Raw genomic sequence first — 15736 nt, forward strand, 5'->3', positions numbered from 1 at the left:
ATGTATGACTTCATTAAAAACAGCATTGCAGCTTTAATTCCAAAAAAATTACTTTTTGAAAATGAATTGTTTTTTAGATCGGTTTATAGTTTATTATATTTAGGCAATAACCATACATGTAATATTTGCAATTATAAACTACGTAAATTTATTAGACTAAAGAATGGAGATTTGCTATGTCCGTCTTGCGGTAGTTTGTCACGAAACCGACGCTTATGGAAACTATTAAATGACAACCACCACATAACAGGTAATATTCTTCATTTTTCACCATCAAGAAGCCTGTATAGAAACCTTAAAAAAATTGAATCCCTTTCATATTTCAGCACAGATTATGAAGATGAATTTTTAGCTGAATATAAATTTGATATTACAGATATCAACCAAGAAAACTCTAAATTTGACACCGTTATATGTTATCACATTTTAGAACATATCGTTGATGATCTAAAAGCCATGAAAGAGCTCTACAGAGTTTTAAATTCAAAAGGAACAATTTATATTCAAACCCCATTTAAAGAGGGCGATATATATGAAGACGAATCCGTTGTTACTCCTGAAGAAAGAAATATTCACTTCGGACAACATGATCATGTAAGAGTTTATTCAATTAAGGGGCTTAAATTAAGATTGGAACAAACAGGTTTTAAAGTTAAAGTTGTTAATTTCTTAAAAACTGATGATGACGTTATTTACGGCTTTCTTTCTCCTGAAACAACTCTAATCGTAACAAAGTAAATGCTATCTATTTTAATCCCTACATATAATTACAATGTATATCCCCTTGCTTGTCAATTGGAAAAACAAGCTCTTGAGCGCAAAATAGAGTTCGAAATAATATGTATTGATGATGGCTCTCAATCTGAACTGGATAAAGACAATGACAAAATCAACCAACTACATAATTCAAGATTTAAAACTCTTTCTAAAAATGTTGGCTTAAGTAATAATCGAAATATACTTGCCGATGCTTCAAAATACAATTTGCTTTTATTCATAGATGGAGACTCCATAATTCCAAATATCAATTATATTTCAAATTATATTGAAGCTATAAAAAAAGATACAGATGTTGTGTACGGTGGAAGAATTCATCCAAAAACAGTATCCTCATCAAGAAAACTGCGATGGAAATATGGGATATACAGGGAAGACACAACCTCTACCCTAAGAAATAAAAACATTTATAAATCTACACTTTTTAATAACACTTTAATAAAAAAAGAGATTTTTAATAAAATCAGGTTCGAAAAAAGCATAAAAGAATATGGTCATGAAGACACTATTTTCGCGTACAAGTTAAAAGTACTAAATGCCTCAATACTTCATATTGATAATCCTGTATTACACAACGATGTCGATTTGAATTCTGTCTACTTTTTAAAAACCCAACAAGCGCTGAAAAATTTAAATGTAATTTATCAAAATAAAATTATTAATCCAGATTTTGTTACTTTTTTAAAACTCTTTAAAACTTTAAAAACCTATAAACTCAATTACCCATTTGCCGGATGTTATTTACTCCTTCACAGTTTATTTAAATATAATTTGAAATCAAACCGGCCATATCTTTTTGTTTTTGATCTTTTTAGAATAAGCTTCTTTTCGTATATTAATCTTAAAAAATAATGCCTTTTTTCTCAATTGTCATACCTTTATTTAACAAGGAAAATTACATCAAAGACACTTTAAATAGTGCTATTAATCAATCTTTTAATGATTTTGAAGTTATCATTATTAATGATGGTTCTACAGATTTTAGTTTAAGTAGAGCTAAAGAAATTAGAGATAAAAGAATAAGGGTAATAACTCAAGAAAACAAGGGGCTTTGTGCAAGCAGAAACTTAGGCATTGAATTAGCCAAGGGAAAATATATTGCTTTATTAGATGCTGATGATTTATGGACTGAAGATTATTTAGAAACCATTCACAATTTAATTTCTAACTACCAAAATTATAAAGTTTTCGCTACCAATGTTAAATTATTATTTCCAAATACAAATGCGTCTTTAACTAAAAAGACATTCTTAACAAGACAACAAAAAATAATTACAAACTATTTTAAACTGGGTCGCAATATCATGGGACCAAGTTCTTTGGTTATAAATAAAACTGTATTTAAAAAAGTAGGATATTTTGATGAGAAAATTAATTATGGAGAAGAAGATGACTTTTATATACGTTGTTTTAATACTTTCGATCTAGTTTATTACGACGAGATTAAATCATATTACAGAACGTGCATAAAAAACCAACTAACGGCACCAAACAAAAATTTCAATCGTAAAATCCCCAATTACGAAACCTATTTAAAAAAATATAATCATCCTGATTTAAAAAAATTTTTAGATTTTGTCTATTTCAGAATTGTTGTGCTTTATAAAATGGAAAGAAATGAAGAAAAAGTATTATTTTATAAGAAAAAGATATTTAGTAAAAATCTTACATTAGCTCAAAAAATAAAATTTCATTTACCAACACCTCTATTTTATCATATCAAACTAGCTTACTTGTGGTTTTCTAAAATGTTCACCCATTGCTGAATCACCTGTTCTTCTGAAAACTTTTCTAATCCACAACTTGTATTTAACTTAATTTGATTATAAAATTCTTCATCTAATACTAATTTATTCATAGCTTTTATTAACTCTTCTTTATTCCTATTTTCTACTAAAAGCCCATTTATTTCATGTTGAATAATTTCACTAGGGCCACTTTTACAATTAAAAGCTATAACTGGTGTTCCTAAATTTAAAGCCTCTAATAATACCATTGGAAAACCTTCAAATTCACTAACCAGAACTAAACACATCGACCTAGAAACCAATGTCTTAGGGTCGTTTTTAAACGAAATAAGCTTTACTTTTTTGTTTAATTCCAGATTATTAATCAATTTTTCTAAATTTTCCTTTTCTTCACCGTTGCCTAAGATTCTTAGTCCGATACTTTTTTTTGGTAATTCTGATTCATTATAAGCCAATATTAATTTATCAAATTGCTTTATTTTAGTTAATCTTCCAACACCGATTATATAATTTTCCTTTTCAAAATCAATATCTCTTCCTAGTTTTAAATAATTATAAATTGTTTTACTCTTTATACCCAATTTTTGCTCAAGATGCCTATTAACCTCATTGCATACAGAAACAAAAATCCTATTTTTTACATGTGGTAATCTAGCCAAGCGAGGGAAACACATGTAAGAAAATGAATACGAAAGCAAATAACTATGAATACAATATATGACTTTAGACTTATTAAAAATCAACTTTGAAAAAAGTAACTCCTTAAAAAAATTATTTCTAACTCTATGATCTATAATGACATCAAAATTTTTATTTTTAAAAAAAGCCCTAAACTTAAAAAAAGCTTTTAGTTTGTTATTTGTCTCTTTTACTTTTCCAAAATTATATAGTTTACCTTCATAGGCATATGATATATTATTTTGCATAGAAACTACAGTAATATTATATCCCTTATTAACTAAAGATACAGACATATTTGAAGCTACTCGTTCTGCCCCACCATTACTTAAACTATCTGCTAAAATACAAAGTTCCTTATTCATTTTTTTTTCAAAAAACATCGTCATAATCAATTCCATTAACTACAATTCGTTTTCGTTCTTTAAATGTATTGCTAAATATACTCTTGCTAAAATCCATGTCTTTATGTTTCACTCCCAATAAATGCCCTAAACTTTCATATAAGTGATCTGCCATAAACTTTCTATTAGGCACATACTCAAAATCATCTGGTAGTTCAAAATCTTTTGACGTCCAGACCAAAAAAGGTATATCAAACATTACTTTTTTTAAATTGGTTTCAGTACGACCAAAAAAATCTCCTTCGTCGTATACATTTTCTCCATGATCCGAAACATAAATCAAAGCTCGTTTCCCTTTGATATTTTTTAAACTTTCCATTATTGATTTAACCACAAAATCATTGTACAAAACAGCGTTATCGTAATGATTTATTATTTCTTGTTTTTCCGATTGTTTCAATTTTCCAAATTTCTCATATTTTTTGGTATATCTATTTTGATAATCAAAATGAGTTCCAATTAAATGTAAAAAAATAACCTTCTTTCCTTTTTCATGCAATATACGTTCATACTCAGGTATAATCACTTCATCATAACTTAAGGTGTTAACTTCATCAACATGATTGAAAAATTTAAAATATTGTGTATTTGAAGCAATCTTACTAATACGATTATCGAAATAACCTATGGGTCTTTGGTTAGACAACCAATAGGTTTTAATCCCTAATACTTTAAAAATATTTATAATGCTACTTTGCAAATTATCTTCTTTAAGATTGCAATCCAAAGAAGTTAACATTTTAGGTAAGGATTTTGTTGTTATTACATCAGAAGAAATGACGTCGCTGTAAACAAGTAAACTATCCTTAAAAGCATTTAAAAATGGGGTCGTTTCTCTTTTATAACCATACAACTGCATATGTTGCCTTGTTGTAGATTCACCCAAAACAATAACCAAAACATCATTATTTTTTAATAATTTAATATCACCCTTCTTTACCGAATTATTCAATTTAAAATTATTCTGAAGTTGGTGATACCCATAAACCCCTCTTACGACGTTATGGTATACGTTATTTTCTATATAACCTGTTAGTTTTAAACCTAAAACTAATATTATAATTATAACAACTGAATAAAAACTTTTAAGTCTATTCTGGACAAAAAAGCGTTTCTTAAAAAGAAAAAATGGAGTTATTATTGAACCAACAAAAAATATTACAAATAAACTATTATATGAACTTAAAAATTCTTTTAACTCACCTTTTGAAGACTCAATAAGCACATACATATAAGATGATGAAAAGTTTGACGAAACCGTTAAATAAGATGCTCCTTCTAATAAAAAGTAAATTACATTTGCAAGAATAACAGTTAAATGATAATACTTATTATTTGATAAATTGAAAAGTAAAAACACCACTAAAACAAAAATGCAATCTTCAAATAAATCAATAAAACTCAATCCTTGATAGTTACCAAAAACCAACACAAAAAAGTATTTCAAAACAAATGGCAACAACAAAATCATATTAAACCTAAGTTTATTTCTCATTTACTAAATATTTATTTTTAACATTAACTAATAAAAGGGCTACTGTTATAAAGTATAAACCTGTACTTAATATATAAGAATAAAAGGCTCCTTGTAAACCATACCTGTCGATTAAAAAGAAACTGACACAACAAAAAAAACCATATAATATCATATCTGATATTAGATAGGCTTTCACCATTTTTTTTGCATGAAATTGATATGCTAAAGAAAAACCTAAAATTTTAAAAATATCACCAAATAATTGCAAATAAAAATACTGACTAATCTCAACAAAATCGTTAGTTAAAAACAACTTGATTATAAAGAACCTTAATAAAAATATTACTATAAAAAAAACAATCAAAACAGGAATTAACATCATAAAATACTCTTTCATTATTTTATAATATCCTTCTACAGAAATATTTTTAGAAAGCCTAGGAAGTAAATACAAAGTAAATATTGAAGAAAAAAACATCATATAAAAACTTGATATTTTATTCATAGCCTCCCATAGGCCTGCATTCCTTGTATCTATTGAAAAAATTATTCTATTTCTAATGAGCAAATAACATACACTTATCAACAAAGATGAATATATTGCCATTAAAAGATAAACTGAAATGGATCTAAAAAACTTTAACGAAACCTTTTTTAAATTTTTAAAAGCTGAAATAAAAAACAACCTAATCTCTTTAAAAAATAAAGACATTAAAAAATTTATAGCAGGTACAGAAAAACTAGCTAAAATTGCTCCTTCTAATCCAAAAGTATAAATTAATATAAAAGTTATTAATGCATTCAATACGTTAAATATTATCAATAAAATGCTATAAAGCCTTATATTTTGTAATCCATTTATTATATACTGAATTAACCAACTAAAAGAAATTATTGGCAATAAAACAGCTAAAAGTTTAAAAAAGACAGCATATTGATTTTCCTTTAATGAGTATATAGCCAAATCTTCAGAAAAGAAAAATGTAATTAAAGAAAAAATTAAACTAATTATAAAACTAAAAACAATAATATTAATAATTACTTCATTTAGCCGATTCCTATTTGACGAGTTTTCTGATATATATTTTATCGTTCCACTTTCAAACCCTGTAATTGTAAAACCTAAAAGACCTTGAATTATATTTTTTAAATTACCTACCAATGCATATCCCGAAGGTCCTAAATACATTGCACTAACCTTTGAAACGACAAATGAAGAGAAAACCTTAATAAAAACAATTAATCCATTATATGTAATTGTTTTATAAAACTGATTATTTTTAATTTGCTTGAACAATTAAATTTGTTTTTCATTTCCACCATCAACCCCAAACAACGAACTTCCAAATATGAGTAAAATGATACCATAATACATTGTGTAAGTAACAAAATGTGCTACAACAGCTCCTTCAACACTATCGAACAAATCGATAAAAAATATACTGGTTGTATACAGCGCTATAATTAAAAAAGCTTCCGTTAAAATATAATGCCAGAACATTTTCTTTGCAAGAAACTGATAGGCAATAACAGTTGATAACACTTTTAAGAAATCACCTAACAACTGCCATAAAAACAAGTCTTCTACCGGGCGGAATTCTTCTGTTAAAATTACATTTACAATAATACCCTTTAGGAAATAAATAGCTATAAATCCGACAACCAAAACAGGAATTATAAGCTTATAAAAACCAAAAACTTCTTTTCTAAATTCCTTCACATCTTCAATTTCTGAAAAACGAGGCAAAATATAAAGTGCCATTAGAGATGTAACCATCATTAAATAGTACTTCGATATTCTTGTCATGGCTTCCCAAAACCCAGCGTCTTTGTATCCGACATGTTCCATGATATACATTCGTATAGCAATGGCAACTAAAGGCAGAAGAACAGCTGAAAACAATGCCATTAACGAGTATGAACTCATTTGCTTTAAAAACCTAAAACTCACACTTTTTACCTTTATAAGAGGTATTAAGCTTCTTCTGTTTATAATTCCAACTAAGGTTATCAAGAATATCAAAGATTCAGCAATCGCTACTGATATTAAAGCCCCTTTTATCGCATTTTGATAAATTAACAACAATGCAACGGACATGCTTAATATCTGCCCTATAATATTTATAACAATAAGAATTTTATACTTCGAAAACCCATTCATTATAGAAAATGAAAACATATTCAACGTATAAAACGGCAAAACAAAAGCAAATACTTTTATAACAAATGCGTAATTATTATAGGAAGGAAATATGAGATTGTTTATTAAATCGGCGTTGAAATAACAAAAGAAGGAAACCAACACCGTAGAAATAAAACCCACATAAAATACAGTGGAAACCACCTTACTTAATTCGGTAACACTTTCTTTTAATTCTGAAATATATTTAACAGTGCCGTTATACAAACCTGCAACAGACACCGTTTGAAATGCACTTACAAAATTCTGAAGATTTCCAATTAAGGCCAATCCCACTGGACCAATAAACACCGCAATAGCTTTAGATGTTAATATCCCAGCTATTAATCGGGTAACAACAGAAGTCGTTTGTAACGAAGTAACTTTAATTAAAACGTTATCGTTTATGTAATCTATTAATTTTTTCAATTAATCGAAATAAGTTAACTGGTTTGTTAATGTAGCAATTTAGTTTAAATGTACAAACACTATCGGTTAACAACAAACAAACGATTTACTTTTTTAAAAGGTAATATAAATTTACGCAAAGAATAGCCCCATTAGTAATAATAATGGGCTTTGCTATAGGATCTAACATAAAACCATAAATAACGAAAAGTAAACAGCCTATTGAATTTACTATCCTTAATTTTGTAACAGCTTTCATTGTAAACGAAAGCAATAGCATGGCCATCGCTGCGTATCCAACCCATTCTGTAAATGAAATTCCAAGAAAATCCATAATTAATTTATATTTTTTAGTGCCTTATTGCAATTTAAGGATTTTTATTTCAATATTTAATAACCCCTGAGAACATAAAAAAAAGAGGATTACCAATTTAGTAATCCCCTTTTATATTTCTTATTTAAGCTTAAACTGTTTTGTTTCGCTTACGCTCAACTTCAGTTAAAAAGATTTTACGAATACGTAAAAAGTTTGGTGTAACTTCTACATACTCATCTTTCTGAATGTATTCTAAAGCTTCCTCTAAACTGAATTTGATTGCAGGTACAATTTTAGCCTTATCGTCTGCTCCTGACGAACGTACGTTACTCAATTTCTTAGTCTTTGTAACATTAACCGTCATATCATCTCCACGAGAGTTCTCTCCAATTACCTGACCTTCATAAATATCTTCTCCCGGATCGATAAAAAACTTACCTCTCTCTTGTAATTTATCAATCGAATAAGGAATAGCTGTACCTTTTTCCATAGATACTAAAGATCCATTTTGACGCTCAGGAATACCTCCTTTTAACGGTTGATATTCTTTAAAACGGTGTGCCATAATAGCCTCACCTGCAGTTGCTGTTAATAACTGGTTTCTTAATCCGATAATACCACGAGATGGGATAATGAATTCACAAACCATACGATCACCTTTGGCTTCCATACTTAACATTTCCCCTTTACGTAAGGTTACCATTTCTACAGCCTTTCCTGAAACGTTTTCTGGTAAATCGATAGTCATTTCCTCAACCGGCTCACATTTTACACCATCAATTTCTTTAATGATTACCTGTGGCTGACCAATTTGAAGTTCGTAACCTTCACGACGCATAGTTTCGATTAAAACCGATAAGTGAAGTACCCCACGACCAAATACCATAAATTTATCGGCACTGTCGGTTTCGTTTACTCTTAATGCTAAGTTTTTCTCAAGCTCTTTAGTTAAACGGTCTTTAATGTGACGAGATGTTACAAATTTACCATCTTTACCAAAGAAAGGTGAATCGTTAATAGTAAATAACATACTCATTGTAGGCTCATCAATAGCGATGGTTTTTAATCCTTCCGGATTTTCAAAATCGGCAATAGTATCACCAATTTCAAAACCTTCAAGCCCCACAACAGCACATATATCTCCAGCTTGTACTTCATCTACTTTCTTACGGCCTACACCTTCAAAAATGTGAAGTTCTTTAATTTTATTTTTTACAACAGCTCCGTCACGTTTTACTAACGAAATGTTTTGCCCTACTTTAAGCTCCCCACGTGTTAAACGTCCAATAGCAATACGACCTGTAAATGACGAATAATCTAAAGAAGTGATTAACATTTGAGTAGATCCTTCCTCGATTTTTGGTGCTGGGATATGCTCGATAACCATATCTAATAATGGCTCAATATTGGTCGTTTGCTTAGTCCAGTCTTCGCTCATCCAGTTATTCTTCGCAGAACCGTAAACGGTTGGGAAATCTAACTGCCATTCTTCTGCTCCTAATTCGAACATTAAATCGAATACTTTCTCATGAACCTCATCAGGCGTACAGTTTTCTTTATCTACTTTATTTACAACCACACATGGCTTCAATCCTAAATCGATTGCTTTTTGCAATACGAAACGGGTTTGAGGCATTGGCCCTTCAAAAGCATCAACTAACAGCAATACACCATCAGCCATATTAAGTACACGTTCTACTTCTCCACCAAAATCGGCGTGACCAGGAGTATCAATAATATTGATTTTTGTGTCTTTATAAATTACAGATACGTTTTTAGATGTAATAGTAATACCTCTTTCACGCTCTAAATCGTTATTATCTAGAATTAAATCACCTGTATTCTCATTTTCTCTGAATAACTGACAGTGATACATAATTTTATCAACCAAAGTCGTTTTTCCGTGGTCAACGTGTGCAATAATTGCAATGTTTTTAATATTAGCCATAGTAGTGCCTGAATTTAAGGCTGCAAAGGTACGTCTATTTTTTTGATTTAGTTAATAAAATGTTACAATTAAAATCAGTTATAATTTTAACGCCCTTTTAACGTTAACTAACTGTATATTAGAGATCCAAAATCAAAAACCACACGTATAATCTTATACAGTTTATAATTAACATCTCTCACAAAAATGAAAACGTTAAACAAATATTCAAAGTTTGTACCCTATCTATACTTTTTAGCTGCTACTGCCTATTGGTTCACATTAATTAACAGAACTCAAGGTATAACAGCTTATCCTATTTTACTTTTAGGCATTCCATTTTTATGGCAACTTATAAAACCTAACAAAAGCTTAAATTTTACATTAGGTATTACCTTTGTGTGTCTGTCATCGTATTTAATTGTCGGCTACTTATTAGACATATCTGGTATAATTAGTTATTTTCAACATTCGCAAACTTTTATATTTAATGGTATTGGTTTTATAGTTTGTAACCTATTAATGGCCTTATGGATTATTAGAAATAGTTTAAATAGAGCGTTCTAAAAATAACTATCTTTGTCGCTTAATTTTATGAAATATTAAGCAGATGAATCTTCAAGAGATCCCAAAAATAAAACACGTAGATGCTAACAACTTTTTCCTGCTTTGTGGTCCATGTGCCATTGAAGGAGAAGATATGGCGTTACGTATTGCTGAAAAAGTTGTATCGATTACAGACAAATTAGAGATTCCTTATGTATTTAAAGGAAGTTTTAAAAAAGCCAACCGAAGCCGTGTTGACAGTTTTACTGGTATTGGTGATGAAAAGGCTTTAAAAATTCTTCAAAAAGTTTCTGAAACCTTTGATGTTCCAACCGTTACCGATATTCACGAAATATCTGATGCTGCATTTGCGGCACAGTATGTTGATGTACTACAAATTCCGGCGTTTCTAGTTCGCCAAACCGATTTAGTTGTTGCAGCTGCTAAAACAGGGAAAGTGGTTAACTTGAAAAAAGGACAATTCATGAGTCCGGAAGCGATGAAACATGCCGTACAAAAAGTAAAAGATTCAGGAAACGACAAAGCCTGGATTACCGACAGAGGTACTATGTTTGGTTACCAGGATATGATTGTCGATTTCCGTGGTATTCCAACCATGCGTGAATACGCACCTACGGTTTTAGACGTGACTCACTCGTTACAACAACCTAACCAAAGTCACGGTGTTACAGGCGGCAGACCTGATATGATTGAAACCATTGCCAGAGCTGGTGTGGTTAACAATGTTGATGGTTTATTTATAGAAACCCATTTCGACCCGGCCAATGCTAAAAGTGACGGAGCCAACATGCTTCATTTAGATAACCTTGAAAAACTATTGAGCAATTTAGTTGCCATTAGAAAAACCATTAACAACCTATAATTTAAAGTCATAAAAATGACGAAAAACATCATAAAACCTATTCTCTTAGGTGCAATATTTTTATTGTCTGGTTTCAAAATTAATGCTCAAGAAAGCACGCCAATAAAATACACTACAAACAACAAAGGAAAATTCTTTATTAGCTGGGGAGGTAACCGTGAACGTTATTCAAAATCAGATATCACCTTTAAAGGCGAAGACTACAACTTCACCATTAATAATGCCACAGCGCACGACAAACCTAAAGGCTGGCATATCGATTATATCAACCCTACGCGCATTACTATTCCGCAAACCAATGTAAAAGTGGGTTATTTCATCTCTGATAAATACACCGTTTCGTTGGGTATTGACCATATGAAATATGTTATGGATAGAAATGAATCCAGGCGATTAGATGGGTATATCGATTTACCGGAAAGCGAACCAGGATCGATATATAACGGCAACTATAACAACGATGCTTTTTTAGTTTCTGAAGACTTTTTGAAATTCGAGCACACAAACGGTTTAAATTATGTATATGCCGAAATTGCTCGATTTGATGATATTTCCTCTATTTTTGGCATTAACAATACCGATAAATTTCAGATTAATTTTACTGAAGGATTAGCTGCAGGAGCATTAGTCCCGAAAACCAATACGACTTTATTACAGAAAGATCGTTATGATGAGTTTCATTTATCGGGTTATGGTATTTCGGCAACTGCCGGATTGAATTTATTATTCTTTAAGCATTTCTTTATTCAAACCGATTTAAGAGGTGGTTATATTAATATGCCAGATATTAGAACGACAAGCAATACTGCCGAAAGTGCTTCGCAACACTTTATGTTTATTCAAAATGTCATCTCTATTGGGGGAATGTTTAGAATTTAATTTCCTGGATAACATATACACCTTATAAAGTCTCCAATTTGGGGACTTTTTTTTTATTATTATTCATATTAACAATTGTTAAACGAAGAAAACGCCACAAAAAAATCGTTTAATCTTAATTATATTTTTTTTGGAAATATTAAAATTAATTCATTTACTTTGTAATTCAAAGTACTTTAATATGGAACCGAAAGTCTATTTAAAAGACATTAGTGAAATTAAAAATTTAATGAATAAATCCTCTCGATTTATTTCACTTAGTGGTTTGTCTGGTGTTATGGCCGGAATTTATGCCCTTATTGGCGCAGCTTATGCGTATTGGTTGGTGAGCAACTCAAAACATGAGTATTTAATTTTAGATGGTACTATTTTTACATTGGTACTTCTGGATTTATTTTTGGTTGCCCTATTCAGTATTATCACGGCTGTTATATTAACCACTCGAAAAGCAAAGAAAAACGGTTCTAAAATCTGGGATGCTTCGTCAAAACGTCTGCTTATAAATTTTTTAATTCCACTAGTTTCAGGAGGTCTTTACATTCTTATTATTTTAGGAAATCAGAAATACGGTCAAACTGGAGCATTAATGCTTATTTTTTATGGATTAGCATTAATTAATGCTTCAAAATACAGCATTGGCGATATCAGATATCTGGGCATAATTGAAATTATTTTAGGACTAATTGCTGCCCTATTACCGGGTTACGGCTTTTGGTTTTGGGTCTTAGGCTTTGGAATCATGCACATTGTTTACGGAACGTGGATGCATTTTAAATACGACAAAAATTAACATTAAATATGAATACTATGCTAACTAATTACAAGAGAGTGCTTATCATTTTAGGTGTTATTTCTGTATTGCTTGTAATTCCGTTTATTGCCATGCAATTTAGCAATGAGGTAAACTGGAGTCTTTTCGATTTTATTGTTATGGGGGGGTTATTATTAACCGTCGGACTTTTCCTTGAATTAATTCTACGAACATTCCGAAGGCCATCTGTTAAGATAGTTCTAATAGTTATACTATTTTTGCTCTTTCTGTTAACATGGGCCGAATTGGCCGTTGGCATTTTTGGAACACCATTCGCCGGAAGTTAACCCCACAAGTATGAGCCTTTAAAAATACACTATGAGTATTATTAATAACATAAATAAAGTTTTCGATCATCGTATTCGCTTAGGCATTATGTCTATTTTAATGGTGAATGAATATGCCGATTTTAATACGTTGAAGGAGTTGCTGGGGGCCACCGATGGCAACTTGGCTAGCCACACGAAAGCTCTTGAAAAAGCTGAATATATTACCATAGAGAAACAATTTATAGGAAAAAAACCCAATACAAGATATAGCACAACGCAATTGGGTGAAATCGAATTTAAAAAGCATATTGATGCTCTTGAAAAACTACTACACAAACAATAGCTCTATTTTTTTACATATTAACTTTGAAAAACAAAGTACTTTTAAAATGAATTTAAGAAAAAAACTTATTGAATGGTTGTTCAATATATCTCAGAAAGTATACACTGATATGTTTAAACATCATAAACCTTGGGGAATAACCAAACATGACCTTCTTACCTACCCGGCAGAAAGTATCGGTAAACATCTTGGGCTTTTTTTAGATCAAAATAATTTTGAATTAATTGCCAAAGTCGAACGCCATGATGCTTATCATACCATAACCGGATATGGTACTCGCGTAGAAGATGAAATTGCTTTACAGTGCCTTTGTTTTGGAAATGGTAAACGAAGTATTTATTTATATGGCGCCATGATTGTAGGCATTATCATTTTACCTGATTACTTACCTTATTATTACAAATCATACAAATTAGGCCGCACCGCAAATTCCTTTCATCATTACGATTATAAAAAATTACTGCTTGTCAATATCCATGACTTTAGAGAAGTTATTTTTTCTAAATCCTATTTCCAACATAAAATCTCATCTTATGAACAAGTTACATTTTAGCCTTAAAATTGCCCTTACCTTTTTAGTATGGCACTATTCTATTTTTAATTCAATTAATCATCAACAAAATAAAAGTTTTTAACCATGAATAATCTCAAAACCTATATCTATAATCAATTTAATATTTTAGTCTTAATCAGTTTATCCGTGCTTTTTAGTATCGTGTTGTTAATGATTAGAATCAAACTGAATCAATCTTTTTTCTATCTGTTTTTAATCTGGAATTTATTTTTAGCATGTATCCCATTTGCTTTAACAAGCTACTTATCAACAAGACCAAAACAACACAAAGTTTCTTTTGGTTTATACTTTTTCACATGGCTTGCCTTTTTACCTAATGCGCCTTATATCATTACTGATTTTCTACATTTGAGATTCGGAGATCACAGCTTGTTATGGTTAGATGTTTTAATGTTAGCTTCTTTCTCTGGAAACGGGGTTTTACTATTTCTTCTATCTGTAAAAGAGATGAAACATATACTCCTTCAACATTTTAGTGATAATATGTCTAGCTACATCATAATATCTGTTTTTCCTTTAACCGCATTCGGTATTTATTTAGGTCGGTTTTTACGTTACAATTCCTGGGAAATTATTCAAAATCCATTCGAATTATTTCAAGACATACTAGATATAGTTATTCATCCAATGCTTCATTATGAAGCCTGGATTTTTACTTTTATTTTTGGTATATTCTTGGCATTTATATACCGGACGCAAAATATCTTTTACAAAACAGATTCTAAAAACTAAACTACCTTCCTATTCTTTTCCTGAATTTTCCTAACTATGGAAGTCGCTGCTCGACGTGACATAAATCTCGGTAAAACAGCTAGAAACTTATTGAATTTACCTGGAATAGCATAACTCTTACCGTTCAGCATAGCTTTATATCCATATTCAGCTACAGCTTTAGCACAGCCCATATTAAAACTAATTTTATTATCGCAGCTGTCTGCTGAAACGGTTTGCTGAAACTTTGTTTTTGTAGGTCCGGGACACAGTGCAGTTACAGTTACTCCTGTATCTTTTAATTCGTTAGCAATAGCTTCAGAAAAGGATAGCATATAGCCTTTTGAAGCGTAATAAATTGACATTAATGGTCCAGGCTGAAACGCTGCCAACGAAGACATATTTAATATTCTACCAAAGCCACGCTTTACCATACCCTCTAGTATAAGCTTAGTTAAATGAGTTGTGGTCATTATATGCACATTTAGCATAGCCTGCTCACGTTCCCAGTCGGTATCTGTGAACGAGCCGAAAAGTCCGAAACCAGCATTATTAACTAAAACATCGACATTATCACCATTAATATCTTCCATTATCTCAGCGGCTACATTCGACTGACTCAAATCTTTTGCCAGAATATCAACCTTACAATTAAAGGTTTCTTGTATATGATACTGTGCTTTCTCAAGATTATTTTTGTCAATATCAATTAAAATTAATTGATACCCATCGTTAGCTAATAGTAATGAAAGTTCGTAACCCAAACCTGAAGCGGCTCCGGTTATTAATGCTGTTTTTGTCATAAA

18 protein-coding genes are annotated in these 15736 nt (G+C 30.5%); 11 read left to right on the top strand and 7 right to left on the bottom strand.

Going from position 1 to position 15736, the window contains the following annotated elements:
• The 3 genes from NO995_RS02105 to NO995_RS02115 are packed head-to-tail and all read left to right on the top strand — an operon-like array spanning position 1 to position 2543.
• Complete coding sequence (locus NO995_RS02105) at positions 1–738, top strand: methyltransferase domain-containing protein (RefSeq protein WP_258226076.1); 738 nt, start codon at positions 1–3, stop codon at positions 736–738.
• Entirely contained in the window at positions 739–1629 is an 891-nt protein-coding gene (locus tag NO995_RS02110) for a glycosyltransferase (RefSeq protein ID WP_258226077.1), read from the top strand.
• Entirely contained in the window at positions 1629–2543 is a 915-nt protein-coding gene (locus tag NO995_RS02115; RefSeq protein ID WP_258226078.1) for a glycosyltransferase family A protein, read from the top strand. Before NO995_RS02110 ends, NO995_RS02115 begins: the two co-directional genes overlap by 1 nt.
• On the opposite strand, the gene NO995_RS02120 is transcribed toward NO995_RS02115, so the two are convergent.
• The 6 genes from NO995_RS02120 to typA all read right to left on the bottom strand — a co-directional run bounded on the left by NO995_RS02120 (position 2507) and on the right by typA (position 9935).
• Positions 2507–3568, bottom strand: coding sequence for a glycosyltransferase (locus NO995_RS02120; protein WP_258226079.1), 1062 nt, complete (start codon positions 3566–3568; stop codon positions 2507–2509). The two genes, NO995_RS02115 and NO995_RS02120, sit on opposite strands and share 37 nt — an antisense overlap.
• Before the next feature lie 7 nt (positions 3569–3575).
• Entirely contained in the window at positions 3576–4838 is a 1263-nt protein-coding gene (locus NO995_RS02125; RefSeq protein WP_258226080.1) for a phosphoethanolamine transferase, read from the bottom strand.
• A gap of 253 nt (positions 4839–5091) precedes the next feature.
• Complete coding sequence (locus NO995_RS02130; protein WP_258226081.1) at positions 5092–6381, bottom strand: O-antigen translocase; 1290 nt, start codon at positions 6379–6381, stop codon at positions 5092–5094.
• Positions 6382–7692 (bottom strand): O-antigen translocase, encoded by a 1311-nt coding sequence (locus NO995_RS02135; RefSeq protein WP_258226082.1) that lies wholly within the window; start codon positions 7690–7692, stop codon positions 6382–6384.
• Positions 7693–7777: 85 nt separating this feature from the next.
• Positions 7778–8005 carry a uroporphyrinogen decarboxylase gene (locus NO995_RS02140; RefSeq protein WP_258226083.1) on the bottom strand — a complete coding sequence of 76 codons (228 nt, stop codon included), beginning with the start codon at positions 8003–8005 and terminating at the stop codon, positions 7778–7780.
• Between the two features lie 130 nt (positions 8006–8135).
• Complete coding sequence (gene typA, locus NO995_RS02145; RefSeq protein ID WP_240571702.1) at positions 8136–9935, bottom strand: translational GTPase TypA; 1800 nt, start codon at positions 9933–9935, stop codon at positions 8136–8138.
• A gap of 186 nt (positions 9936–10121) precedes the next feature.
• Between typA and NO995_RS02150 the strand changes: the two genes are divergently transcribed.
• The 8 genes from NO995_RS02150 to NO995_RS02185 all read left to right on the top strand — a co-directional run bounded on the left by NO995_RS02150 (position 10122) and on the right by NO995_RS02185 (position 14951).
• Positions 10122–10481, top strand: coding sequence for a hypothetical protein (locus tag NO995_RS02150; RefSeq protein ID WP_240571703.1), 360 nt, complete (start codon positions 10122–10124; stop codon positions 10479–10481).
• Between the two features lie 43 nt (positions 10482–10524).
• Positions 10525–11343, top strand: coding sequence for a 3-deoxy-8-phosphooctulonate synthase (gene kdsA / locus NO995_RS02155; protein ID WP_258226084.1), 819 nt, complete (start codon positions 10525–10527; stop codon positions 11341–11343).
• Between the two features lie 15 nt (positions 11344–11358).
• On the top strand, positions 11359–12222 hold the full coding sequence (locus tag NO995_RS02160; RefSeq protein ID WP_258226085.1) for a hypothetical protein: 864 nt from the start codon (positions 11359–11361) through the stop codon (positions 12220–12222).
• 181 nt (positions 12223–12403) lie between these two features.
• Positions 12404–13012, top strand: coding sequence for a hypothetical protein (locus NO995_RS02165; RefSeq protein ID WP_258226086.1), 609 nt, complete (start codon positions 12404–12406; stop codon positions 13010–13012).
• Between the two features lie 17 nt (positions 13013–13029).
• Positions 13030–13320: a hypothetical protein gene (locus NO995_RS02170; protein ID WP_258226087.1), complete on the top strand. Its 291-nt coding sequence runs from the start codon at positions 13030–13032 to the stop codon at positions 13318–13320.
• A 31-nt stretch (positions 13321–13351) separates the two neighbouring features.
• Complete coding sequence (locus NO995_RS02175) at positions 13352–13645, top strand: transcriptional regulator (protein WP_258226088.1); 294 nt, start codon at positions 13352–13354, stop codon at positions 13643–13645.
• A gap of 109 nt (positions 13646–13754) precedes the next feature.
• Positions 13755–14198 carry a hypothetical protein gene (locus NO995_RS02180; RefSeq protein ID WP_258226089.1) on the top strand — a complete coding sequence of 148 codons (444 nt, stop codon included), beginning with the start codon at positions 13755–13757 and terminating at the stop codon, positions 14196–14198.
• Between the two features lie 84 nt (positions 14199–14282).
• Positions 14283–14951, top strand: a complete 669-nt coding sequence (locus tag NO995_RS02185; protein ID WP_258226090.1) for a DUF1361 domain-containing protein — start codon at positions 14283–14285, stop codon at positions 14949–14951.
• Here NO995_RS02185 and NO995_RS02190 read toward each other — a convergent pair.
• A complete protein-coding gene (locus NO995_RS02190) occupies positions 14948–15733 on the bottom strand; it encodes an SDR family oxidoreductase (RefSeq protein WP_258226091.1) in 786 nt (261 codons plus the stop codon). The two genes, NO995_RS02185 and NO995_RS02190, sit on opposite strands and share 4 nt — an antisense overlap.
• Positions 15734–15736 lie beyond the last annotated feature (3 nt).

This window comes from Aestuariibaculum sp. M13 (assembly GCF_024723255.1).
GTDB lineage: Bacteria > Bacteroidota > Bacteroidia > Flavobacteriales > Flavobacteriaceae > Aestuariibaculum > Aestuariibaculum lutulentum.